The 22,450-nt window shown below is 66.4% G+C and carries 25 protein-coding genes; 14 read left to right on the top strand and 11 right to left on the bottom strand.

Annotated features, from left to right (window positions below):
• Positions 1 to 45: 45 nt before the first annotated feature.
• The 3 genes from cgtA to rplU all read right to left on the bottom strand — a co-directional run bounded on the left by cgtA (position 46) and on the right by rplU (position 1,866).
• Positions 46 to 1,098, bottom strand: a complete 1,053-nt coding sequence (gene cgtA / locus ACZ75I_RS05580; RefSeq protein WP_061479125.1) for an Obg family GTPase CgtA — start codon at positions 1,096 to 1,098, stop codon at positions 46 to 48.
• Positions 1,099 to 1,275: 177 nt separating this feature from the next.
• Positions 1,276 to 1,539 (bottom strand): 50S ribosomal protein L27, encoded by a 264-nt coding sequence (rpmA, locus tag ACZ75I_RS05575; RefSeq protein ID WP_005415704.1) that lies wholly within the window; start codon positions 1,537 to 1,539, stop codon positions 1,276 to 1,278.
• Positions 1,540 to 1,557: 18 nt separating this feature from the next.
• Positions 1,558 to 1,866, bottom strand: a complete 309-nt coding sequence (rplU, locus tag ACZ75I_RS05570; protein ID WP_005408557.1) for a 50S ribosomal protein L21 — start codon at positions 1,864 to 1,866, stop codon at positions 1,558 to 1,560.
• 320 nt (positions 1,867 to 2,186) lie between these two features.
• Here rplU and uvrA point away from each other — a divergent pair, with 320 nt between their 5' ends.
• The 3 genes from uvrA to ACZ75I_RS05555 all read left to right on the top strand — a co-directional run bounded on the left by uvrA (position 2,187) and on the right by ACZ75I_RS05555 (position 6,403).
• A complete protein-coding gene (gene uvrA, locus ACZ75I_RS05565) occupies positions 2,187 to 5,180 on the top strand; it encodes an excinuclease ABC subunit UvrA (RefSeq protein ID WP_346476502.1) in 2,994 nt (997 codons plus the stop codon).
• Complete coding sequence (locus tag ACZ75I_RS05560; RefSeq protein ID WP_346476501.1) at positions 5,180 to 5,587, top strand: acyl-CoA thioesterase; 408 nt, start codon at positions 5,180 to 5,182, stop codon at positions 5,585 to 5,587. Before uvrA ends, ACZ75I_RS05560 begins: the two co-directional genes overlap by 1 nt.
• Before the next feature lie 90 nt (positions 5,588 to 5,677).
• Positions 5,678 to 6,403, top strand: a complete 726-nt coding sequence (locus ACZ75I_RS05555) for an enolase (protein WP_346477052.1) — start codon at positions 5,678 to 5,680, stop codon at positions 6,401 to 6,403.
• A gap of 43 nt (positions 6,404 to 6,446) precedes the next feature.
• Here the strand turns inward: ACZ75I_RS05555 and ACZ75I_RS05550 are convergent, their stop codons facing one another.
• Positions 6,447 to 6,893 (bottom strand): copper chaperone PCu(A)C, encoded by a 447-nt coding sequence (locus ACZ75I_RS05550; RefSeq protein ID WP_472958795.1) that lies wholly within the window; start codon positions 6,891 to 6,893, stop codon positions 6,447 to 6,449.
• Between the two features lie 35 nt (positions 6,894 to 6,928).
• Here ACZ75I_RS05550 and ACZ75I_RS05545 point away from each other — a divergent pair, with 35 nt between their 5' ends.
• From ACZ75I_RS05545 to ACZ75I_RS05530, 4 genes are all read left to right on the top strand, one after another.
• Positions 6,929 to 7,705, top strand: a complete 777-nt coding sequence (locus tag ACZ75I_RS05545) for an enoyl-CoA hydratase/isomerase family protein (protein ID WP_180868934.1) — start codon at positions 6,929 to 6,931, stop codon at positions 7,703 to 7,705.
• 96 nt (positions 7,706 to 7,801) lie between these two features.
• Positions 7,802 to 8,722, top strand: a complete 921-nt coding sequence (gene tesB, locus ACZ75I_RS05540) for an acyl-CoA thioesterase II (RefSeq protein ID WP_429000375.1) — start codon at positions 7,802 to 7,804, stop codon at positions 8,720 to 8,722.
• Between the two features lie 4 nt (positions 8,723 to 8,726).
• The gene (locus tag ACZ75I_RS05535; RefSeq protein ID WP_180868936.1) at positions 8,727 to 9,236 is read left to right on the top strand and encodes a pathogenicity-like protein; all 510 of its coding nucleotides are present in this window, start codon (positions 8,727 to 8,729) and stop codon (positions 9,234 to 9,236) included.
• 153 nt (positions 9,237 to 9,389) lie between these two features.
• Positions 9,390 to 10,607: an RNA polymerase sigma factor gene (locus ACZ75I_RS05530; RefSeq protein ID WP_180868939.1), complete on the top strand. Its 1,218-nt coding sequence runs from the start codon at positions 9,390 to 9,392 to the stop codon at positions 10,605 to 10,607.
• 51 nt (positions 10,608 to 10,658) lie between these two features.
• On the opposite strand, the gene ACZ75I_RS05525 is transcribed toward ACZ75I_RS05530, so the two are convergent.
• Positions 10,659 to 11,219: an EF-hand domain-containing protein gene (locus tag ACZ75I_RS05525; protein ID WP_134968946.1), complete on the bottom strand. Its 561-nt coding sequence runs from the start codon at positions 11,217 to 11,219 to the stop codon at positions 10,659 to 10,661.
• A 156-nt stretch (positions 11,220 to 11,375) separates the two neighbouring features.
• On the opposite strand from ACZ75I_RS05525, the gene ACZ75I_RS05520 reads away from it, so the two are divergent.
• Positions 11,376 to 12,131: an arginyltransferase gene (locus ACZ75I_RS05520; RefSeq protein ID WP_061480378.1), complete on the top strand. Its 756-nt coding sequence runs from the start codon at positions 11,376 to 11,378 to the stop codon at positions 12,129 to 12,131.
• 37 nt (positions 12,132 to 12,168) lie between these two features.
• Positions 12,169 to 13,377, top strand: coding sequence for an endonuclease/exonuclease/phosphatase family protein (locus ACZ75I_RS05515; protein WP_180868941.1), 1,209 nt, complete (start codon positions 12,169 to 12,171; stop codon positions 13,375 to 13,377).
• Between the two features lie 91 nt (positions 13,378 to 13,468).
• Here the strand turns inward: ACZ75I_RS05515 and ACZ75I_RS05510 are convergent, their stop codons facing one another.
• Both ACZ75I_RS05510 and purT read right to left on the bottom strand, forming a co-directional pair.
• Positions 13,469 to 13,879, bottom strand: coding sequence for an immunity protein YezG family protein (locus tag ACZ75I_RS05510; RefSeq protein WP_472958794.1), 411 nt, complete (start codon positions 13,877 to 13,879; stop codon positions 13,469 to 13,471).
• A 288-nt stretch (positions 13,880 to 14,167) separates the two neighbouring features.
• A complete protein-coding gene (gene purT / locus ACZ75I_RS05505; RefSeq protein WP_472958793.1) occupies positions 14,168 to 15,355 on the bottom strand; it encodes a formate-dependent phosphoribosylglycinamide formyltransferase in 1,188 nt (395 codons plus the stop codon).
• Between the two features lie 137 nt (positions 15,356 to 15,492).
• Here purT and ACZ75I_RS05500 point away from each other — a divergent pair, with 137 nt between their 5' ends.
• The 5 genes from ACZ75I_RS05500 to ACZ75I_RS05480 are packed head-to-tail and all read left to right on the top strand — an operon-like array spanning position 15,493 to position 18,191.
• The gene (locus ACZ75I_RS05500; RefSeq protein ID WP_134968943.1) at positions 15,493 to 16,374 is read left to right on the top strand and encodes an SPFH domain-containing protein; all 882 of its coding nucleotides are present in this window, start codon (positions 15,493 to 15,495) and stop codon (positions 16,372 to 16,374) included.
• Between the two features lie 45 nt (positions 16,375 to 16,419).
• Positions 16,420 to 16,599: a type II toxin-antitoxin system antitoxin gene (locus ACZ75I_RS05495; RefSeq protein ID WP_005415691.1), complete on the top strand. Its 180-nt coding sequence runs from the start codon at positions 16,420 to 16,422 to the stop codon at positions 16,597 to 16,599.
• Positions 16,596 to 16,775, top strand: a complete 180-nt coding sequence (locus tag ACZ75I_RS05490) for a DUF4177 domain-containing protein (RefSeq protein WP_005415690.1) — start codon at positions 16,596 to 16,598, stop codon at positions 16,773 to 16,775. Before ACZ75I_RS05495 ends, ACZ75I_RS05490 begins: the two co-directional genes overlap by 4 nt.
• A 3-nt stretch (positions 16,776 to 16,778) precedes the next feature.
• Complete coding sequence (locus ACZ75I_RS05485) at positions 16,779 to 17,372, top strand: PH domain-containing protein (protein ID WP_472958792.1); 594 nt, start codon at positions 16,779 to 16,781, stop codon at positions 17,370 to 17,372.
• A gap of 9 nt (positions 17,373 to 17,381) precedes the next feature.
• On the top strand, positions 17,382 to 18,191 hold the full coding sequence (locus ACZ75I_RS05480) for a M15 family metallopeptidase (RefSeq protein ID WP_472958791.1): 810 nt from the start codon (positions 17,382 to 17,384) through the stop codon (positions 18,189 to 18,191).
• A 514-nt stretch (positions 18,192 to 18,705) separates the two neighbouring features.
• Here ACZ75I_RS05480 and ACZ75I_RS05475 read toward each other — a convergent pair.
• The 4 genes from ACZ75I_RS05475 to ACZ75I_RS05460 all read right to left on the bottom strand — a co-directional run bounded on the left by ACZ75I_RS05475 (position 18,706) and on the right by ACZ75I_RS05460 (position 22,328).
• The gene (locus ACZ75I_RS05475; protein WP_472958790.1) at positions 18,706 to 19,077 is read right to left on the bottom strand and encodes a DUF423 domain-containing protein; all 372 of its coding nucleotides are present in this window, start codon (positions 19,075 to 19,077) and stop codon (positions 18,706 to 18,708) included.
• A 104-nt stretch (positions 19,078 to 19,181) separates the two neighbouring features.
• Positions 19,182 to 20,255, bottom strand: a complete 1,074-nt coding sequence (locus ACZ75I_RS05470; RefSeq protein ID WP_005415686.1) for a polyketide cyclase — start codon at positions 20,253 to 20,255, stop codon at positions 19,182 to 19,184.
• Between the two features lie 235 nt (positions 20,256 to 20,490).
• Positions 20,491 to 21,132 carry a response regulator gene (locus ACZ75I_RS05465; RefSeq protein ID WP_006424175.1) on the bottom strand — a complete coding sequence of 214 codons (642 nt, stop codon included), beginning with the start codon at positions 21,130 to 21,132 and terminating at the stop codon, positions 20,491 to 20,493.
• Positions 21,132 to 22,328, bottom strand: coding sequence for a sensor histidine kinase (locus tag ACZ75I_RS05460; protein WP_072166929.1), 1,197 nt, complete (start codon positions 22,326 to 22,328; stop codon positions 21,132 to 21,134). The genes ACZ75I_RS05465 and ACZ75I_RS05460 overlap by 1 nt, the downstream gene beginning before the upstream one ends.
• Positions 22,329 to 22,450 lie beyond the last annotated feature (122 nt).

The following is a 22,450-nucleotide window of genomic DNA, read 5'->3' as shown; positions in this document are numbered from 1 at the left end:
AAAACCCGGCCAAAGCCGGGTTTTTTGCACGGAACCACAACGCCATCATTGCGCGTCGCGGGCTTCCTGCTCTTCTTCCTTCTGGCGATCGAAGAAGGCCATGATCCGGCTCATGATCGGGAAGGTGCCTTCGCGACCCAGTGCGGAGACCAGGAACCACGGCTCCTTCCAGCCCAGCTCGGCAACGATCTGCTCGGCCGCGGCCTGCGCCTCGTCTTCGAACATCAGGTCAGCCTTGTTCAGCACCAGCCAGCGCGGCTTTTTCAGCAGTTCGGGGTCGTGCTTCTCCAGCTCGCGCTCGATCGCACGCACCTGCTCCACCGGCGAGATGCCGTCCACGCCCCCTTCCATCGGCGAGATGTCCACCAGGTGCAGCAGCAGGCGGGTGCGCTGCAGATGGCGCAGGAACTGCGCGCCCAGGCCGGCGCCATCGGCCGCGCCTTCGATCAGGCCCGGAATGTCGGCGATCACGAAGCTGCGGTGGTTCTCCACCTTCACCACGCCCAGGTTCGGGTACAGCGTGGTGAACGGGTAATCAGCCACCTTCGGCGTCGCCGCTGAAACGGCGCGGATCAGGGTGCTCTTGCCGGCGTTGGGGAAGCCCAGCAGGCCGACATCGGCCAGCAGCTTCAGCTCCAGCTTCAGCGTGCGCTCCTCGCCCGGCTCGCCCGGCAACGCCTGGCGCGGCGAGCGGTTGGTCGAGCTCTTGAAGTGCATGTTGCCCAGGCCGCCACGACCGCCCTTGGCCACCAGCAGGCGATCGCCGTGCCGGGTCAGGTCGCCGATGACTTCATCGGTGGCCACGTTGATCACCACGGTGCCGACCGGCACGGTGATGGTCAGGTCTTCGCCGCCCTTGCCATAGGCCTGGCGGCCCATGCCGTTCTCGCCGCGCTGCGCCTTGAAGATGCGGTCATGGCGGAAGTCGACCAGAGTGTTCAGGTTTTCGTCGGCGCGGATGTACACGCTGCCGCCCGCACCGCCGTCGCCGCCGTCCGGGCCGCCGAGCGGAATGAACTTCTCGCGACGGAAGCCAATGCAGCCGTTGCCGCCGTTGCCGGCGAACACTTCGATTTCTGCTTCGTCTACCAGTTTCATTGTTTCGATGCCTGCGATGGGCGCGGCCTGCTGGCCGCCACCTTGAATGTCATGCCGGCCGTGGGCCGGCAACCCGGCCCAGCCGGTCTTGCTTCAACTCTAACGAAAAGCCCCGCCGAAGCGGGGCTCTTCATGCAGCACTCCCGTGCCGGGGCACGGGTGCCGGCGATGCCTGGATCAGGCGTCGGCCGAGACGATGCTGACGGTGCGACGCTTCTTGGCGCCCTTGACCGAGAACTCCACCTTGCCGTCCACGAGGGCGAACAGGGTGTGGTCACGGCCCAAGCCAACGCCCGAACCCGGGTGGAACTGGGTGCCGCGCTGACGCACGATGATGTTGCCGGCTTCGATGGCCTGGCCGCCGAAGATCTTGACGCCCAGGTACTTCGGGTTGGAGTCGCGACCGTTGCGCGAGGAGCCTACGCCCTTTTTATGTGCCATGACTGCTTCTCCTGATGCTTAGCCGGCGATGCCGGTGATCTCGATTTCGGTGTAGTACTGACGATGACCCTGACGCTTCATGTGGTGCTTGCGGCGACGGAACTTGATGATCCGGACCTTGTCAGCACGACCCTGGGACAGGACCTTGGCGGTGACGGCAGCGCCCTTCAGCGCATCGCCCAGCTTCACGCCGTCGCTGTCACCCAGCATCAGGATGTTGTCAAACTTGATCTCGCTGCCGACTTCGACTTCGAGCTTTTCAATGCGGAGCTTTTCGCCCTGCGCCACGCGGTATTGCTTACCGCCGGTGACCAGTACTGCGTACATGACCAGGCCTTCCTCTGTAGTTATTGTGGTCTGAGCTGCCGCCATCGAGGGCGGACAGGAGCGGGATTGTACGCAGAACATCGGGCGCGGGTCAAGTCAACCCCTGGACGGCCTGGGGGGGGGCCCGGCCGGAACGGGGTCAGATCCCTTTTCACGTCGTGAAAAGGGATCTGACCCCTGCCTGTCGGCCTGTCTCACAAGGTGAGACACCGGGCTGGCATTGTCGCCCATTGCCCCCATCTGGTCACCTCGGTAGGCTGACCGATTGCCGTTCCCTGCTGGCCCGGCACCCAGCCAACGCCCCCACAACCGGATCCCCCATGGCGATGGATTTCATCCGCATCCGCGGCGCGCGGACGCACAACCTGAAGAACCTCGACCTCGACCTGCCCCGCGACAAGCTGATCGTGATCACCGGCCTGTCCGGCTCGGGCAAGTCCTCGCTGGCGTTCGACACCATCTATGCAGAAGGCCAGCGCCGCTATGTCGAGTCGTTGTCGGCCTATGCGCGCCAGTTCCTGAGCGTGATGGAAAAGCCGGACCTGGACCACATCGAGGGCCTGTCCCCGGCGATCTCGATCGAGCAGAAGTCGACCTCGCACAACCCGCGTTCGACGGTCGGCACGATCACCGAGATCTACGACTACCTGCGCCTGCTGTACGCCCGCGTCGGCACCCCGCGCTGCCCGGACCACGGCTACCCGCTGGAAGCACAGACGGTCAGCCAGATGGTCGACCAGGTGCTGACCCTGGACCCGGAACAGCGCTACATGCTGCTGGCGCCGGTCATCCGCGACCGCAAGGGGGAGCACGCGCAGGTATTCGACCAGCTGCGTGCGCAGGGTTTCGTGCGCGTGCGCGTGGACGGCGAGCTGCATGAGATCGACGCGGTGCCGCCGCTGGCGCTGCGCCAGAAGCACACCATTGAGGCGGTGATCGACCGCTTCCGCCCGCGCGAGGACATCAAGCAGCGCCTGGCCGAGAGCTTCGAGACCGCGCTGAAGCTGGGCGACGGCATGGCGTCGGTGCAGAGCCTGGACAACACGGAAACCGCGCCGACCCTGTTCTCCTCCAAATACTCCTGCCCGGTCTGCGATTACTCGCTGCCGGAACTGGAGCCGCGCCTGTTCTCGTTCAACGCACCGATGGGCGCCTGCCCCGGCTGCGATGGCCTGGGCATGGCCGAGTTCTTCGATCCCTCGCGCGTGGTGGTGCACCCCGAGCTGTCGCTGGCCGCCGGTGCGGTGCGCGGCTGGGACCGCCGCAATGCCTACTACTTCCAGCTGATCGCTTCGCTGGCCAAGCACTACCGGTTCGACGTCGACGCGGCCTGGAACTCGCTGCCGGACAAGGTGCAGCAGGCCGTGCTGTACGGCAGCGGCGACGAAGCGATCACCTTCACCTACTTCACCGAAGCCGGTGGCCGCACCCAGCGCAAGCATCGCTTCGAGGGCATCATTCCCAACCTCGAGCGCCGCTACAAGGAAACCGAATCGCCGGCGGTGCGCGAAGAGCTGTCCAAGTACATCAGCGAACAACCCTGCCCGGAATGCCATGGCGCGCGCCTGAACAAGGCTGCACGCAATGTGTTCGTGGCCGACCGCCCGCTGCCGGAGCTGGTGGTGCTGCCGATCGACGAGGCGCTGAAGTTCTTCAGCGAGCTGAGTCTGCCGGGCTGGCGCGGCGAGATCGCCGCGAAGATCGTCAAGGAAATCGGCGAACGCCTCGGCTTCCTGGTCGACGTGGGCCTGGATTACCTGACCCTCGAGCGCAAGGCCGACACCCTGTCCGGTGGCGAGGCGCAGCGCATCCGCCTGGCCAGCCAGATCGGCGCCGGCCTGGTCGGCGTGATGTACGTGCTCGACGAACCGTCGATCGGCCTGCACCAGCGCGACAACGAACGCCTGCTCGGCACCCTCACCCGCCTGCGCGACCTCGGCAACACGGTGATCGTGGTCGAGCATGACGAGGACGCGATCCGCCTGGCCGACTACGTGCTGGACATCGGCCCGGGCGCGGGCGTGCATGGCGGCGAGATCGTCGGCCAGGGCACCCTGCAGGACATCCTGGAGGCACCGCGCTCGCTGACCGGCCAGTACCTGTCGGGCAAGCGCGCGATCGAGATCCCGGCGCGCCGGCACAAGCCGAACCCGAAGATGACCCTGCACCTGCGCGGGGCCAGCGGCAACAACCTCAAGGGCGTGGATCTGGCGATTCCGTCGGGCCTGCTGACCTGCGTGACCGGTGTGTCCGGCTCCGGCAAGTCGACCCTGATCAACGACACCCTGTTCTCGCTGGCTGCCAACGAGATCAACGGCGCCTCGCACCCGATCGCCCCGTACAAGGAGATCGATGGCCTGGACCTGTTCGACAAGGTGGTGGACATCGACCAGTCGCCGATCGGCCGCACCCCGCGTTCGAACCCGGCCACCTACACCGGCCTGTTCACTCCCCTGCGCGAACTGTTCGCACAGGTGCCCGAAGCGCGTGCACGCGGCTACTCGCCGGGCCGCTTCAGCTTCAACGTGCGTGGTGGCCGCTGCGAGGCCTGCCAGGGCGATGGCCTGATCAAGGTCGAGATGCACTTCCTGCCGGACGTGTACGTGCCGTGCGATGTCTGCCACGGCAAGCGCTACAACCGCGAGACGCTGGAGATCCTGTACAAGGGTTTCAACATCAACGACGTGCTGGAAATGACCGTCGAGGATGCACTGAAGCTGTTCGAGCCGGTGCCGTCGATCGCACGCAAGCTGGAAACGCTGATCGACGTCGGCCTGAGCTACATCAAGCTGGGCCAGAGCGCGACCACGCTGTCCGGTGGCGAAGCGCAGCGCGTGAAGCTGTCCAAGGAACTGTCGCGCCGCGATACCGGCCGCACCCTGTACATCCTCGACGAGCCGACCACCGGTCTGCACTTCCACGACATCGAAGCGCTGCTGGGCGTGCTGCACAAGCTGCGCGACGAAGGCAACACGGTGGTGGTGATCGAGCACAACCTGGACGTGATCAAGACCGCCGACTGGATCGTCGATCTGGGTCCGGAGGGTGGCCACCGCGGCGGCACCATCCTGGTCACCGGCACGCCGGAAGACGTGGCGGCCTGCCCGCAGTCGTACACCGGCCAGTTCCTGGCCCGCATGCTGCCCTCCACCAGCGCGCGCCCCGAGCAGCCGGCCGCCGTGGCCAACAAGCCCGACGCCCGCCCGCCGCGCAAGGTGAAGCCCGAGAAGCCGGCCAAGGTGGCGAAGAAGGCCGTGGCCGCCAAGAGCACCGGCAAGGCCAGCAAGAGCACGTCGAAGAAGAAGGACGCCTGATGAGCAGCGAACACAAGATCCTGGCCCGCATCCCGATCAGCGTGCGCTGGCGTGACATGGACAGCATGGGCCACGTCAACAACGCCAAGTACATTTCCTACCTGGAAGAAGCGCGCGTGCGCTGGATGCTGGGCGTGGACGGCGTGTCGATGACCGACCGCATCGCCCCGGTCGTGGCCGCGACCAACGTCAATTACCGGCTGCCGATCGTGTGGCCCAACGACATCGTGGTCGAATTGTTCGTCGAGCGCCTGGGCAACAGCAGCGTGACCATCGGCCACCGCATCGTCGACCAGCAGGACGCGTCGAAGCTGTATTCCGACGGCAACGTGGTGGTGGTCTGGATGGATACCCAGACCGGCAGGAGCGCGCCGCTGCCTGAGGCGATCCGCAACGCTTCCACCTGAAGGTAGTGCCGGCCGCTGGCCGGCAACCTCCAGACGCTTCGCGCATGCCGGCCAGCGGCCGGCACTACCGAACCCATTCAAAGGACTGAGATGATCCACCAGACTGAACTGCGCGACCTGCTGCCCGGCATGGTCCCCTTCCCTACCGATGTCTTCCCCGCCGACCAGACGTGGCTCGGCAAGCACCTGCTGCCGCTGCTGAAGATCGACCTCGGTGTGCTGCGCCCGGAACTGGCCGGCCAGGTGGCAACGATGCTGTGCCCGATCGAGCCGTACGACGGCTGCATCGGCGAAACCACCGAAGAACACCACAACGATTTCACCGGCACCAACTGGATCGCCTTCGAGCTGACCACCGGCAACCAGATGCGCTTCCTCGGCAACGAGGGCTATTTCATCGGCGACGCAGTACAGGACAAGGACGCGCAGGAACACATTGCGCAGATGCGCGACAGCTACGCCAAGGCCCGCGACTACCACGCCACGCATGGCCGCCTCGCCTGCTACTCGCGCTACGGCAAGGGTGAGGCCAGCGAGCGCGATTATCTGGATACGCTGGGGGGACAGATTTCCTGTGGCAACTGGATCGAAACGGCCGATATTCCGGCCGCCTTCACCCTGGAATTCACCGACGCCGCCAACGACCGGCATGCTCCAGATGATGCCGAACTGGCGATCATCCGCCGCGATGGCCACAAGTTCTTCGCCGTCGCCGAAGTCGCCGGCTACAACTGGTGCGCCACCGGCCCCGACGCGATCGTGATGCTGTATGAGCCGGTGAGCCGCACGGTGCTGTTCTCGTACGACTGGTCGTAAGACCCTGCGGTAGTGCCGGCCGCTGGCCGGCACTACCCGACCGTCATTTCGCGGCCTTGCGCACGGTCAACGCCGCACTCGCTTCGCCGCCGCCTTCCAGCTGCAGCCGCAGCGGTACCGCCTGCCCCTCCTTCAGCGCGCCCTGGCCCTGCATCAGCATCAGGTGCAGGCCACCGGGCTTGAGTTCGGCACGCGCACCGGCTGCCAGCGGCAGGCGCTCGATCGCACGCATGCGGCTGACCCCATCGACAATCGTGGTCTCGTGCAGCGACACGTCGCCGAAACTACTGCTGGTCGCACCGGTGATCACCACCGCCCTGCTGCAGCCGTTGTGGATCACGCCATAGCCGGCAGTCATGGTCATCGCCGGATTCGGTGGCAACCGCGCCCAACCCTGCTCCATCGTGACGCAGCGTGATTCCGCAGCCGAAGCCGATGCTGCGGCCGCACACAGCACCCACAGTACGCCAACGAATGGTTTGGTTATCATCGCCCAGGTTCCTTCTTCGCAACGAGACCCGCAGCATGACGACGCTCATCGAGGTGATCAACCATGGCCCCATCCGCGAACTGCGCCTGGCGCGGCCGCCGGTCAATGCACTGGACACCGAGCTGTGCCGGCAGTTGATCCATGCCATCGAACTGGCGATGGCCGAGGACGCGCACGGCATCGTGCTGTCCGGCAGCGAGCGCATCTTCACCGGCGGCATGGACGTGCCGCACCTGCTCTCGCATGGCGATGACAAGCACAAGCTGCTGGACACCTGGAACGCGTTCTTCGGCGCGGTACGCACGCTGGCCGAGAGCCGCATCCCGGTGGTTGCGGCGATTACCGGCCATGCACCGGCGGGCGGCTGCGTGCTGGCCCTGTGCTGCGACTACCGGGTAATGGCGCGCAGCGCCGATCCGTCGCGGCCGTATGCCATCGGCCTGAACGAGGTGCAGGTGGGCCTGATCGCGCCGGAGGGCATCCAGCGCCTGCTGCGCCGTGCGGTAGGCGTGCACCGCGCCGGCGTGCTGCTGACCACCGGTTCGCTGGTACCGGCCGAACAGGCGCTGCAGATCGGCCTGGTCGATGAACTGGCCGAAGGCGACCTGGTGGTGGCCCGCGCCGTGGCCTGGCTGCAGAACCTGCTGAAGCAGCCTCGGCAGCCGATGCTGCTGACCCGCGCCATCGCTCGCGCCGACCTGCACGAAGCGCTGCACCCGGACCTGATCCAGCTCGACCGCTTCGTCGACGCCTGGTTCGCTCCGGACGCACAGAACGCCCTGCAGGCCCTGGTGGCGCGCCTGGGCAAGTAGGCGGTTGGGGCATCGCGTGGCATCGGGGTCAGATCCCTTTCGCCAGGCGAAAGGGATCTGACCCCTGACCGGTATAATCAGTCCTTCTTCATTGCTGTGGCCGCCCCCTTGAACGACACGCCCGAACCCGTCGTCTCCGAGCTGATCGACCTGCTCACGCTGGAGCGGCTGGAGGACAACCTGTTCCGCGGGCAGAGCCGCGACATCGGCACCAAGTACGTGTTCGGTGGGCAGGTGCTGGGCCAGGCACTGGCTGCGGCGCAGGCCACGGTCGACAATGGCCGCCACGTGCACTCGCTGCACGCCTACTTCCTGCGCGCCGGCAACATCGACCACCCGATCGTCTACGACGTGGACCGCACCCGCGATGGCGGCAGCTTCTCGGTGCGACGGGTCACCGCGATCCAGCACGGCAAGGTGATCTTCTTCTGCGCGGCCTCGTTCCAGCAGGCCGAGACCGGCGCCGAGCACCAGCACAAGATGCCCGAAGTGCCGCAGCCGGAAGACATCGAACCGAACCGGCCGCTGCCGGCCGAAGTGCTGGAACGCCTCCCGATCAAGGTGCAGCGCTGGCTGTCGCGTGGCGGCCCGTTCGAGTTCCGCCACGTCTACCCGCGCGACGAACTGAACCCGCCCAAGCGCCCGCCCTACCACCAGGTGTGGCTGCGCCTGAGCGAGCCGGTCGGCGATGCACCGGAGCTGCACCAGGCGCTGCTGGCCTATGCCTCCGACTTCCACCTGCTGGGCACGGCAACCTTCCCGCACGGCATCAGCTACTACCACCCGCACGTGCAGATGGCCTCGCTCGACCACGCAATCTGGTTCCACCGCCCGTTCCGCGCAGACGACTGGCTGCTGTATTCGCTGGACAGCCCCAGCGCGCAGGATTCGCGCGGCCTGGCCCGCGGCCAGTTCTTCACCCGCAACGGCGTGCTGGTGGCCAGCACTGCGCAGGAAGGCCTGATCCGCGTCGTTCCTGACCAGGCCGCGGCCACTGCCGTGCCGGCCAAGGAGTAAACCCATGCGCCAGATCTTCAGCAGCCAGCGCGTGGAAACCGTCGAAGGCGTGGCCGAGCTCCTGCGCGGGCATGGCATCGAGGTCAAGGTGACCAACGGGCGCTCGTACAAGACCCGTCGCCGCGGCCAGTTCAGTTATACCGACCTGGGCAACGCCAACGCCTATCCGGCGGTATGGATCGTGCGTGCCGACGACCAGCCGCGCGCGCGCGAAATCCTGCGCGAGGCGCGCCTGCTCGACACCACCCGCCGCGACCACCCCACGGCCGAGTTCGCCTTCCGCGACGCGCCTGAAACGGGCAGCGGCGGCCGCAGCTGGGCCTGGCGCATCCGCATTGCCCTGCTGGTGGTGATTGCTGGCGTGGCGTTGGTCATCGGCCTGCGCCATCGCAGCGCCCCTGCCCCCGCCACCCCGGTGCCAGCCCCGCAGGCGCAGCCGCAGCAAGCCCAGCCGACCGCACCGGCACCGCCGGAAGAAGAGGAAGTGCGGGTCCGCATCCAGCCCTCGAAGTAACCTGGTGGTAGTGCCGGCCGCTGGCCGGCAACCGCAGCCTGCCGAATGGGCCCGTGAGTTGCCGGCCAGCGGCCGGCACTACCCTGTGGAAGGCAGGTCACATTCCGCACGCGGCTCCGTCTTGGGACACAATCCCTGCAGGAGCCCGCCGCCATGACGACCTTCGCCGCAAGCATCGACGAAACCCTGGAACGCGAACTGCCGGCCGCCAGCAGCGGTTGCCAGCATGCCTATGGCCGCATCGTGCTGGCCTGCCAGAACACGGTCACCGCCATTGCCCTGGCCATCACCGGCGACCGCCAGGCCAGCGAAGACATCGCCCAGGAAGCGTTCGTGAAGGGCTGGCAGCAACTTCACCAGCTGCGCAGCGCGACCAGCTTCCTGCCGTGGCTGCGGCAGATCACCCGCAACCTCGCCCGTGACTGGCTGCGCGCGCAACGCGGCCGACCGCTGAGCGGCGAGGCTGCCGAAGTGGCGTTGACCATGGCTGCGGATCCGACCCCGGGCGTGGCCGATCGCCTGCAGCGGCTGGAAGAGGAAATCGCCGCCGAGAACATCATCTCCGCCCTGCCCGCCGACAGCCGCGAAGTGCTCCTGCTGTATTACCGCGAAGGCCAGCATTCGCAGCAGGTCGCCGACCTGCTCGGGCTGAGCGACGCGGCAGTACGCAAGCGCCTGTCGCGTGCCCGTGCGCAGGTGCGCGAGGGCCTGCTGCTTCGCTTCGGCGAATTCGCACGCAGCAGCGCACCGAGTGCAGCGTTCGCAACGGCGGTGGTGTCGATGGTGATGATCGCCGCGCCCGGCACCGCCAGCGCGGCGATCCTGCTGGGAACCGGCTTCGGCGTGGGTGGCAGCAAGCTCGGCCTCGGTGGCGCCAGCGCTGCCGGCGGTACCGCGCTCGGCTCGTTGACCGCCACGCTGGGCCAGCTGCAGATGCTGCCTGCCTCAAGCTGGGCTGCGATCATCGGTGGCGTCGTCGGTGGCGCGCTCGGCAGCTATCTCGGCGGCCGTTTCCTGCTGTCGTACGCCGAGACCGGCGCCGAGCAGGTGCAGGTCCGCCGCTTCGTCAATCTCAGCACCGGCACCAGCCTGGGCTGGTGCCTGGCCATCCTGTTCACCGTGCTGCTGCAGGCGCCGATGTGGACGCAGCTGCTGGTGCTGGCACTGGGCCTGGTGGTGGTCAACTACCAGTGCCTGGTGACACTGCGGCGCATCATGGCGCCACTGCTCGCGCGTGATGCAGCACGGCGTGGGCGTCACGGTATCAACTGGAAGTACGAATCCATGTACGGCCTGACCGGCATGATGGCGGTGAACCTGATGGTCATCGGTGCCCTGGCCTACACGATGACGCGCAGCGGCCGCCTGTAACGGACAACGCCGGCAGTGCGCCGGCGTTGTCTCCGATCACCGCATTGACGCTCAGCGCTGCGGCTTCGGTGCGCCGCCATCGCGTGGACCGCCCTGGCGCGGGCCGCCGTGCATCGGGCCCTTGGCTGCGTCGAACTCGGCCTTGCTCAGCTGGCCGTCCTTGTTGGTGTCGGCGGCAGCGAACCAGGCATCACGATGCTGCTTCATGCGCAGCTCGCGGTCGGCCTTGTCCAGGTAACCGTCCTTGTTGAGGTCGAGCTGGTCGAAGCGCGCAGCCAGGCGCGGATCGGCCTTGGCCTCGTCGCGGCTGATGCGGCCGTCCTTGTTGACGTCCAGCCTGGCCCAGCGCTCACCGCCGTGGCCACGGCGGCCATGCTGCCAGCGCGGCAGCTCATCGCGCGAGAGCTTGCCGTCCTTGTTCTTGTCCAGCTCGTCGAACTTCGCGGCCAGGCGCGGATTGGCAGCCGCCTCGCTGCGGTCGATCACGCCGTCGCCATTGGTGTCCAGCTTGGCCGGGCGCTGCGCCGGCATGGCCGGGGTGTCGGCGGCCAGCGCGATTCCGGAAGCGGAGGTGCCCAGCAGCAGGGCCAGCAGCAGGGGGGTACGGATCATGAGGTCACTCCTGGGGATGGGAACAGCGTCGGGGTGATCACTTCACCCTCGGGGGACAACAACGCCCGGGCGCGACGTCGGTTGACGCCACTGCCGATTCCATTCATCCGCTGGACAGTCGCCGCCTCTGCGACAGGCTGGGGCTATGCTGTGCCCATGGCGATACATGGCGACAGAGACGACGAACTGCGACTTTTCCAGACCGGCGAGCACCCCTGCGGGTACTGGTCGGACCGGGTGGCGCGCGACCTGGTGCTGGATCCGCACGATCGCCGGCTGGGTGGCCTGTACCCGCTGGCACTGAGCTGGGGCTTCCGCCGCAGCGGCGACCTGGTCTACCGGCCGCACTGCGCGCACTGCCAGGCCTGCGTGGCGGTGCGGATCCCGGTGGCGCGCTTCGCCCCGGACCGCAGCCAGCGCCGCTGTGCCGCCCGCAATGACGACCTGGAGGTGCGGATCACTGCCGCCACCGCCCGCGACGACCTGTTCGCGCTGTATCACCGCTACCTCACCCACCGCCACGCCAATGGCGGCATGGACGACCACGGCCCGCACGAATTCGAGCAGTTCCTGATCGGCAGCTGGTCGCACACCCGCTTCATGGAGATGCGCCTGCCCGGCCACGACGGCCAGCCCAGCCAGCTGCTGGGGGTGGCGGTGACCGACGTCACCGAGCATGGCCTGTCGGCGGTCTATACGTTCTTCGACCCGGACCACGCCGCGCGCGGGCTGGGTACCTTCGCGATCCTGCAGCAGATCGAGTGGGCGCGCCGCGAGGGGCTGCCGCACGTGTACCTGGGCTACTGGATCCGCGGGCACCAGAAGATGGACTACAAGCGCCGTTTCCATCCCCTTGAGGCCTACGACGGCCGCCGCTGGCACGATTTCGACAACGAACTGGACGGGCGCTGACAAACCGCTGACACCGGGCCGGGTGCAGAATAGGGGGATGAACGCCAAACCCCTGATCCTCGCCCTGGCCCTGCTCTGCGGCGCCACCGCCCCCGCCTTTGCCACGTCCCCCGCGATGACTGAGAAGCCGTCCACTGCGCTGCGCCTGGCCACCTACAACACCTCGCTGTACTCCGACGACGCCGGTGGCCTGATCAAGGAGCTGGAGGGCGACAGCGAGCACGCACGCAAGATCGCCGCGGTGCTGCAGCAGGTGCGCCCGGACCTGGTGCTGCTGAACGAGTTCGACTTCGACGACGCCCATCGCGCCGCAGACCTGTTCCAGAAGCGCTACCTGGAAGTGGCCCAGCCTGGCGGCGGCAAGCCGCTGCACTTCGCCTACCGCTACCTGGCCCCGGTCAACACCGGCGTGCCCAGCGGCCTGGACCTGGACAACAACGGCGTGGTCGGCGGCGAGGGCCGCAGCCGTGGCAATGACGCGTGGGGCTACGGCCTGCACCCGGGCCAGTACGGCATGCTGGTACTGTCGCGCTACCCGATCGATGAAGCCAAGGTACGCAGCTTCCAGCTGCTGAAGTGGAGCGCGATGCCCGGTGCGATCCGCCCGGTCGACCCACGTACCGGCCAGAGCTTCTACAACGATCATGTGTGGTCGCAGCTGCGCCTGTCGTCGAAGTCGCATTGGGACGTGCCGGTGAAGACCCCGGCCGGCGTGGTCCACGCGCTGGTCTCGCATCCGACCCCGCCGGTGTTCGATGGCCCGGAAAAGCGCAACGCGGCGCGCAACCATGACGAACTGCGCCTGTGGCAGGAATACCTGTCCAAGGGTGATAAGCCCTGGCTGTGCGACGACAAGGGCCAGTGTGGCGGCCTGGCGCAGGACGCGCGCTTCGTGATCCTTGGCGATCTGAACAACGACCCGGTCGATGGCGATGGCCGCCACGAGGCGATCGTCGAGCTGATCGAGAACGCGCGCGTGCTGCGCTACCCCACCCCGCGCAGCGTCGGCGGCGAGCAGACCAGCCTGGCCTATGCGGCCAAGGGCATCGAGCGCAAGGGCGCGCCGTTCCACGCCACCGGCGATTTCGGCCCGAAATCCGGCACCATGCGCCTGGACTACGTGCTGCCCTCGACCGGCTTCGAATACGTGGGCAGCGGCATCTTCTGGCCGGCCAATGAAAGCCCGGAAGCGAAGATCGCCGACGGCAGCGACCACCATCTGGTGTGGGTGGACGTGAAGCCGTAACCGGCGCAGCCGCCGGGCATCACCCGGCGCCACCGGTTGCTGAAGATGTTGTAGAGCCGAGCCCATGCTCGGCTACTGCAACCAACCAAGCTTAGTAGCTCTGCCAGTCAATCTGAGCGTCAGCCCCGAGACAGCGGTCCTGCCAAGCCTGCTCCCGACCCAGGGAATCGATGAACTCATCCTCGGAAAGCTGCTCATATCCGAGCTCGATTTCCATCTTGTTCTCTGGATCCAGATGAAACGTCAAACTCGTCCAGAGTGCATGGTGCCATTGCGCAAAGAGCTGATGCATCTCCAGAAGCGCTGCTTCCGCATCATCTGGAATTTCTAGATAGCCGTATGAGCCTGACGGCTTGCGGTAGAACGCCCAACCCGACCGGGCATTCTTGAAGATCTCGAAGTTCAGCCAGGTCCCGCATTGGTCGGTAGGCATGGCATCAATCAGTGATTGGCCAATTCGGTGATACAAGGCAGGTAGCGCTGATGTAAGCCGCTCGTCCAAGCCTTCTCCTGAGGTGTCTTTGGCATTCATCCGTCAGAAGATAAAACACGCAGGATTCTGACGCTCAACCAGATGTCACTTTTCAGTTCGAAGGTGCGGCGAAGCGTTTACCTGCTTTGCGGCAAATCCTCCAACAGCGTCATTCGGCGCTCAATAGCGCCCCGGTAGACCGCGCAAGACTGAATACTTGAATCCATTGTCGGGCTGAAAGCGTCACATGGAAAAGCAGCCGAGCGTGGGCTCGGCTCTACAGAAGATTCCCGCCGGGCATGGCCCGGCGCTATCGTTTTACGGGCGCAGTTCGACGCCGATGGCGTCGGCGGCATCACGCGCGATGGCGCGTGCTTCGTCGATGGTTTCCGCGCGCGCCAGGGTCACACCGACGCGGCGGTGGCCATGCACGCTCGGCTTGCCGAACAGGCGCACGGCGGTATCCGGCACCTGCAGCGCGGCGGCGACATTGTTGAAGTACGGCACACCCTCGCCGTGTGCCAACAGCGCGCACGACGCCGACGGACCACTCTGGCGGATCACCGGAATCGGCAAGCCGAGGATCGCGCGCGCGTGCAGCGCGAACTCGCTCAGCTCCTGCGATACCAGCGTCACCAGGCCGGTATCGTGCGGGCGCGGCGACACTTCGCTGAACCACACTTCGTCGCCCTTCACGAACAGCTCGACGCCGAACAGGCCCCAGCCGCCAAGGTCGTCGGTGATCGCACGCGAAATCTCTTCGGCACGCGCCAGTGCCGCGCTCGACATCGGCTGCGGCTGCCAGCTTTCGCGGTAGTCGCCGTCCTTCTGCAGATGGCCGATCGGCGCGCAGAACGAGGTGCCACCGGCATGGCGCACGATCAGCAGGGTGATCTCGTAATCGAAGTCGATGAAACCCTCGACGATGCAGCGGCCGGCGCCGGCGCGGCCACCGGTCTGTGCGTAGTCCCAGGCCGGAGCGATGTCCGCTTCGCTGCGCAGGGTGCTCTGGCCCTTGCCCGAGGAAGACATGACCGGCTTGACCACGCACGGCAGGCCGATGGCGGCCACGGCAGCACGGTACTCGGCCTCGGTATCGACGAAGCGGTACGGCGAGGTCGGCAGGCCCAGGGTTTCGGCGGCGAGGCGGCGGATGCCCTCGCGGTCCATGGTCAGGCGCGCGGCGCGTGCGGTCGGGATCACCCGCAGGCCCTGCTCCTGCTCCAGCTGGACCAGGGTCTCGGTATGGATGGCCTCGATCTCCGGCACCACCAGATGTGGCTGCTCCTGGGCGATCAGGGCGCGCAGCGCCATCGCATCGAGCATGTCGATCACGTGCGAGCGGTGGGCGACCTGCATGGCCGGGGCATCGGCGTAGCGGTCAGCGGCGATCACTTCCACGCCCAGCCGCTGCAGCTCGATGGCCACCTCCTTGCCAAGTTCGCCCGAGCCCAGCAGCAGCACGCGGGTGGCGGAGGGGGACAACGGAGTTCCAAGCTTGGCCATGGCGGTTCCAGCAGCGACGTGAAGGCGGGTGGGCATTCTAGCTGGCCGCGCACCCTGACCATGGCATCCGACGAACGGTAGTCGACAAGTGATATCAATTTGATATCTTCAATTCGAACCCTCAAGGAAGTACCGCCATGAAAGAGAAGTCGCTTGCCTCCCTCAACGGCCTGGGCACCCTGGCCGGATCCCTGCTGGTCGCGCTGGCGGGTACCGCACTGTTCGTACTCGGGGCGACGACCAGGACCGATTCCGGCTCACCGAACCTGCTGCTGATGCTGGCCGGCATGCTGGTGATCTTCGCTGCGGTCTTCATCCTGGCCGGCCTGTACACCATCCAGCCCAACCAGGCGGCGGTGCTGAGCCTGTTCGGCAAGTACGTCGGCACCGTCAAGGACAACGGCCTGCGCTGGAACAACCCCTTCTATGCCAAGCGCCGGGTCAGCCAGCGCGTGCGCAACTTCGAGAGCGGCAAGCTGAAGGTCAACGAGCTGGACGGCAGCCCGATCGAGATCGCTGCGGTCATCGTCTGGCAGGTGGTCGATGCCTCCGAGGCCGTCTACAACGTGGACGACTACGAAAGCTTCGTGCACATCCAGTCCGAATCGGCGTTGCGCGCGATGGCCACCAGCTATCCCTACGACCAGCACGAGGAGGGACAGCTGGCGCTGCGCAGCCATGCCAGCGAGATCTCCCAGCACCTGAAGAACGAGCTGGCCGAACGCCTGGCCGACGCTGGCGTGCAGGTGATCGACGCACGCATCAGCCACCTCGCCTACGCCGCCGAAATCGCCCAGGCGATGCTGCAGCGGCAGCAGGCCAACGCAGTGATCGCTGCACGCACGCGCATCGTGGCCGGTGCGGTCGGCATGGTTGAAATGGCCCTGGCCGAACTGCAGAAGAACGGCGTGGTGCAGCTGGATGAGGAACGCAAGGCGCACATGGTCAGCAACCTGCTGACCGTGCTGTGCTCGGACCGCGGCACCCAGCCGATCGTCAACGCCGGTTCGCTGTACTGAACCACCCTCGCAACGGGGCGCCCCACCGCCACGCCAGGAGCTTGCATGAGTGAGAAGAAAGCCTACCCGCTGCGCATCAATGCCGACGTCCTGGCCGCCGCGCAACGCTGGGCTGACGACGAGCTGCGCAGCCTCAACGCGCAGATCGAGTATGTGCTGCGCGACGCCCTGCGCAAGGCAGGCCGCCTGCCGAAACCCACGCCATCTTCAGAGGACAAGGAATGAGCAAGCGCTGGAGCTACCAGACGATCGAGGTCAAGACGTCCATGATGGGCCTGCTCAAGGCCGAGGACATCCAGAGCGAACTGAGCCGCCAAGGCCAACTGGGCTGGGAGCTGGTCAACATCATCATCCCCGCACCGATGCGCCCGGCGATGCTGGTGTTCAAGAAGGAGGCCTGAGCCATGGGCGCCAGCGATCCGAAACAGTACGAGGTGGCCGAGAGCTCGCCGTTGCGCGTGCTGTGGATCGTGCTGCCCCTGCTCGCCGCCTTCGTGGCCTGCTTGTATGCGCAGCTGTACAAGGCGCCGGCCAGTGCCCCCTGGATCGAAGTAACGCTGTCGCCGCCCTGGTTCCGGATGGGCGGCAGTGCCGCCTGGAGTCTGCTGGTGATCGCGGTACTCGGCATCGGGTTGGGCGCAGCATTCTTCCGTCGCCGGGTGGAACTGGCCGACAACGTGCTGGATGTGCGCTCGACGATGTACCGCCGCCGCGTACCGGTGGCGCAGCTGCGGCTGGACCAGGCTGAGGTGGTCGATCTGCAGCGTGACCCCCGCTATGGCATCCGCTTCAAGACCAACGGCTACGCAATGCCGGGCTTCTATTCCGGCCACTTTCGCCTGCAGGGCGGCGCCAAGGGCTTCGCGCTGGTCACCAACCGCGCGCGCGTCCTCGCCCTGCCGGTCCGCGATGGCAGCACCCTGCTGCTCAGTCTCGATCAGCCACAGGCGCTGCTGGAAGCACTGCGCAAGGTGGCCGTGCCGGGCCCGCGGCAGTAAGCTGCGGCGATGCAACGACGCCTGCCCCTGCTGATCAATACCGAAGCCATCGAACTGTGGCCCGCAGACCTGCTGCGTGCGCGCAGCAATCTCGACGCGCGCCTGCTGTCACGAGCGAACTGGGTGCTGCGGCGCAAGTGCGATGGCCGTTACCTGGCGGCAGTGGTGGAACACGGCGTGCACGCCATGGTGCCGCGCCTGGCGCGCGAGCCCGGGGCCGAGGAAGCACTGGCCTTGCTGGATGCAGCCGCGGCCCCGCCATTCGGTGCAAATCTGGAAGCGCAGTGGCTGCCCCTCGCCGGGCTGCAGCAGCGCCTGCAGCAGCTCGGCCTGGATGCCCAGCGCTATGCCGACGACAGCGGCCTGCCGCTGGAACCCGAACCGTGCCTGCTGCACTTCGCTGGGCGCGACCGCTTCGCCCGCCCGCTGTGGCTGCGCCGCGGCGCTGCACAGGGCTGGCGGCGGATGCGTCTGCATGCAGCGCGCGATGGCATCGCACTGGATGCAATCTCCGGCTTCCGCAGCCATGCCTACCAGCTGGGCATCTTCGAACGGAAACGGGCGCGCGGGCTGAGCGTGACGGAGATCCTGAAGGTGAATGCCGCGCCGGGGTTCAGTGAACACCACAGCGGCCATGCGCTGGACATCGGCACGCCGGGCGATGCCCCGGCCGAGGAATCGTTCGACGCTACCGATGCGTTCGCCTGGCTGCAGGCCCATGCCGCTGGGCACGGCTTCTGGTTGAGCTACCCGCGCGACAACCCGCACGGCATCGTCTACGAACCCTGGCACTGGTGCTGGAGACCGGGTAACGGCTGAGTCCCTCGTGGCGACCGCAAGGCGAAATTCATGGGGCTGTCCGGGCGGGTGCGCTGCGCAGGGGACGCCGTAAATACGTCCCTGTAGGCTCGGGCGCGCCATCCATGGCGCTTACGCCCTGCGCAACCCACCCGCCCGGCCACGGACAGATTCCGCGTGCGTCCGCCACGGGATGGAACAAGAGAGCAAAGACAAAAGCGGGTCGCTTCGCTCGAAGCTTCTACAACGGATCAGCGCGCGGCTGTTGGGTCCGCCTTCAAGCGAGCCGAGCACCACAGGTCCGGCGAGGGCGAAGAGGTGCGTGCGATTTGTAGAGCCGAGCCACGCTACGCTCGGCTGCTCTCCGCCCCGTCCCTCGACGGGCCGAGAAGCGCAGAGGACCGGTGCGCAGCACCGGCTCGCGGCCGGCGGTGCGTTTCTTTTGGTTACCTTTCTTTTCGCGCGAAAAGAAAAGTAACGCCCATGAACGGTGCAGATCGCATCAGCATGGATCGAAGCAACAACGTCGACTCGGTCACCGCCTCAACGCATTGATCGCCAGCAACACCCATCCGGCCATCATGCTGGTGCCACCGATCGGCGCCATCCGTGTCGGCCACTGCCACAACGCCCCACCCACCAGGCTGCCGGAAAACAGCACGACCCCCAGCAGCAGCACGTACAGCGCCAGGTGTGCGATCGCCCCCTGCGCGCGCGGCCCAAGCGCCACCAGCACCGCGCCATGCGCGAACGCATACAGCGCCGCCATGTTCAGATGCTGCTGCGCCAACGGGTCGGCTACGCCATGCGATGCATAGGCAGACAGGCCGATCGAGGCGGCAGCCAACAGCGCCCCCAGGCAGGCCAGCAGGGAAGGCTTACGTGCGCGACGTTCCAGATTGAACATGAGGGCTCCTTGCGCAGCGCCCCTTGACGGGCGCCGGATGAAAAAAAACGCGCCGCAATGAGCGGCGCGTTTTCGTGTCCAACACTACATGGGTCAGCCGGGGATTACTTGACGGCCCAGTAGATGTCGTAGGTACCTTCCGGGGTGAACGACTTGTCGATGCCGTCCTTCCAGGTTTCGTACGGACGGTCGATGACTTCGTTGCCCGAGGTCACGGCCCAGGCACGCAGGCCGTTGCGCGCCACGTCCAGACCCGCCATGTGGCCGGTGTAGGCCGCATGCGCCGAACGGTGCGGAGCAACGTGCACGTACTTGACCGGAGCGCCGCCGTCGATCTTGACGGTCAGCTCGTCGGCAGCAGCACCTTCAGCACCCTTCTTCTTCACCGGCTGGGCGATGTCGAAGGCGTACTTCTCCTGGCCGAAGTCGGTGGTGATGATGCGGAACGGACCGGCAGCTTCAAGGCCATTGGCCTCCATCACGCGCTTGATCCACTCCTGGTTGTCCTTGATGGATTTGGTGATGGTGTCCTGACCGCGGTCCACGTTGCCGGCGTTGACCACCAGCAGGTTCTCGGCCGGCACTTCAACGATGGCCAGGTCGGTCAGCGGGGCTTCCGGCGTGCGGTAGTCCACGTTCGGCACGGTTGCGAGCATGTTGGCCATGCGCGACAGACCCATCTTGATGTCGTCGCCGATCTGGCGGCTGACATACAGGCCGGCGTAACGGCCGAACAGGTCGAAGCCGTACTTCACCGAGTAGTCCTGGGTGATCTTGACGTTGCGACCGCCCTTGCCGGTCGGCTCCAGGTTGAAGGTGGTGACCTTGTCGTGACCCTTGGTGGCGTCCTCGATGGCGATCACAACACGCTTGTTCTCTTCGGCTTCGGTGATCTTCCAGGAACCGGTACCCAGGTCCTTGGAGGTGAAGTCGAGGGTGGCACCGACACCCGAGGCCGGGCCGGACAGCTTCAGGTCAACGGCGGGATCGCGCAGTACCAGCGGGTTCCAGTCCTTGAAGCGGCGCAGGCTGCTGACCGTGTCGTACACGATCGTCATCTTGCGGTTGGTCTCGATGCTTTCGGTGATGTGACGCTCGCCCGGCAGACATACGCCAATGATGACGAACAGGCCAGCCACGATCCCCAAGGCGATCAGGAACTCGATAATACGGGTCATTCAGAGAGTCTCCGGGGCCGATCCCACGGCCGGGTTGATTGAAGCGAAGCGCCAATCCTAGCAGGCTTCGCGGGCATTGTTTATCGGGATTGGCGCACCGGTTTCCCTGCCGGCTGCGTATTTGTATGGACAAAGGATTCGAAGGGTAACGCATACCGCTACCCGGCAAGTAGGGGGCAACCTTGGCGGAAACCCCGGACTACGACCCAAGTCTTTGTACTTGAAAGATTTTTTCTCAGACCAGCTGGAGCTCGAACGCCTTCAATACGGCACGCGTACGGTCGCGCACACCCAGCTTGGAAAGGATGTTGGACACGTGGTTCTTGATGGTGCCCTCGGCGACGCCCAGCGAATTGGCGATCTCCTTGTTGGAGAAGCCACTGGCCATCAGCCGCAGGATCTCGGTCTCGCGGTCGGTCAACGGGTCCGGGCGGTCCAGGCTGACGAATTCATTGCGCATGTGCTCCAGGCCGGACAGCAGGCGCTGGGTTACCGCCGGCTGCACCAGCGATCCCCCGTCGGCCACGGTGCGGATGGCACCGACCAGCTGTGCCAGGGTGACGTCCTTGAGCAGGTAGCCCTTGGCACCGGCCTTGAGCCCGGCCAGCACCAGCTGGTCGTCGTCGAAGGTGGTGAGGATGATGGTCGGCGGCAGCTGTTCCTGCCGCGACAGCACCTGCAGGGCCTCCAGCCCCGACATCACCGGCATGCGCATGTCCATCAGCACCACGTCGGGGCGTACCTGGGGGATCAGCTCGACCGCCTGCCGGCCGTCGCCGGCCTCGGCCACCACCTCGATGCCGTCGTCGAGCGCCAGCAGGGAGCGGATTCCCTGCCGCACCAGGGTTTGGTCGTCGACCAGGCAGACGCGAATCATCAACGCACTCCTTCAGGAACCTTGGTAAGGGCCGCCACCAGCACCGTTGCCGGCACCGTCGCCCGCAGCCGGAAACCCTCACCGGGGCGGGTTTCGATCTGCAGCTGGCCACCACATTGTTGCAGGCGCTCGCGCATGCCGCGCAAGCCATTGCCCACATTGACCATATCCGCGCCGACGCCGTCGTCGCGGGCCTCGACCACGACCCGATCGGGGGCTTCACGGTACACCTTGATCCACAGGTGGCGGGCACTGGCATGGCGCACCGCGTTGGTGATGATCTCCTGGGTGCAGCGCAGCAGTACGTGGGCCCGCTGCGGGTCCTCCACGTTCAGCGGATCCTCGATCTCCAGCTGGATGTCCAGCGAGGGCACGTTCTCGGTCAGCGGGCGCAGCGCCGCAGCCAGATCGATCGCGCCGGTCTCGCGCAGCTGGCTCACCACCTCGCGCACGTTGCCCAGCAGCAGCTTGGCCAGCGCGTGCGAGCGCTTCACGTGATCGAGGGCCTGGCCCTCGGCCAGGTGCCCGGCGACCTCCAGGTTCAGGGTCAGCGCGGTCAGCTGGTGGCCCAGCAGGTCATGCAGTTCGCGCGAAATGCGGGTGCGTTCGTTGACCCGCGCGCTCTCGGCCAGCAGGGCGCGGGTGGCGCGCAGTTCCGAATTGAGCCGGCGCTGCTCGTCGCGGGCCTCGGTCTGCTGCCGCGCGACCAGGCTGGTCACAAAGATGAACATGGAGAAGCCGCCATACAGCAGCGACTGCATCACCGCTTCGAACAGCGGGAAGCGCAGCAGCAGGTAATAGACCGGAGCCACGGCCAGCTGGCTGACCAGCAGCCACAGCACGCCCAGCCGTACCGACAGCATCCACGGAATGACCCCGGCGGCCACCATCATCAGGATGCTGCCCAGGCCCGACCCGCTGAGGAAGCTGACCCCCAGCGCCGAGACCGTCAGCAACAGCAGCAGGCCGCGGTCCAGCCAGCTGGTATGGCTGTCGCTGCGCAGGATGCGGGTCAGCCAGTAGTAGGCCGTGCCGAAGGACAGGTAGGCGACGAACAGCAGGATCGCCCAGCCGCCCATGTCAGCGCGGCTGTGCAGGTTCTCGAACTGCGAGTACGCCAGCGGCAGGCCGACCATGACCCAGGTGAACAGGCCGGCCAGGCGGAGGACGCGGGTATGGCTGAGGACTCCCAACATGCCAGCACTCTACGGGTCCGGCCTGCGTCGCGCACTCCCACGGAAGTCATGCCCCTGCGGTCGCCTGTTCATGCCGCAGCCCACCCCGGGCATGCAATAATCGTACGCAGGGTCCCTTGATG

The organism is Stenotrophomonas sp. X, assembly GCF_055721025.1.
This window is presented reverse-complemented; position numbering and strand designations above follow the sequence as displayed.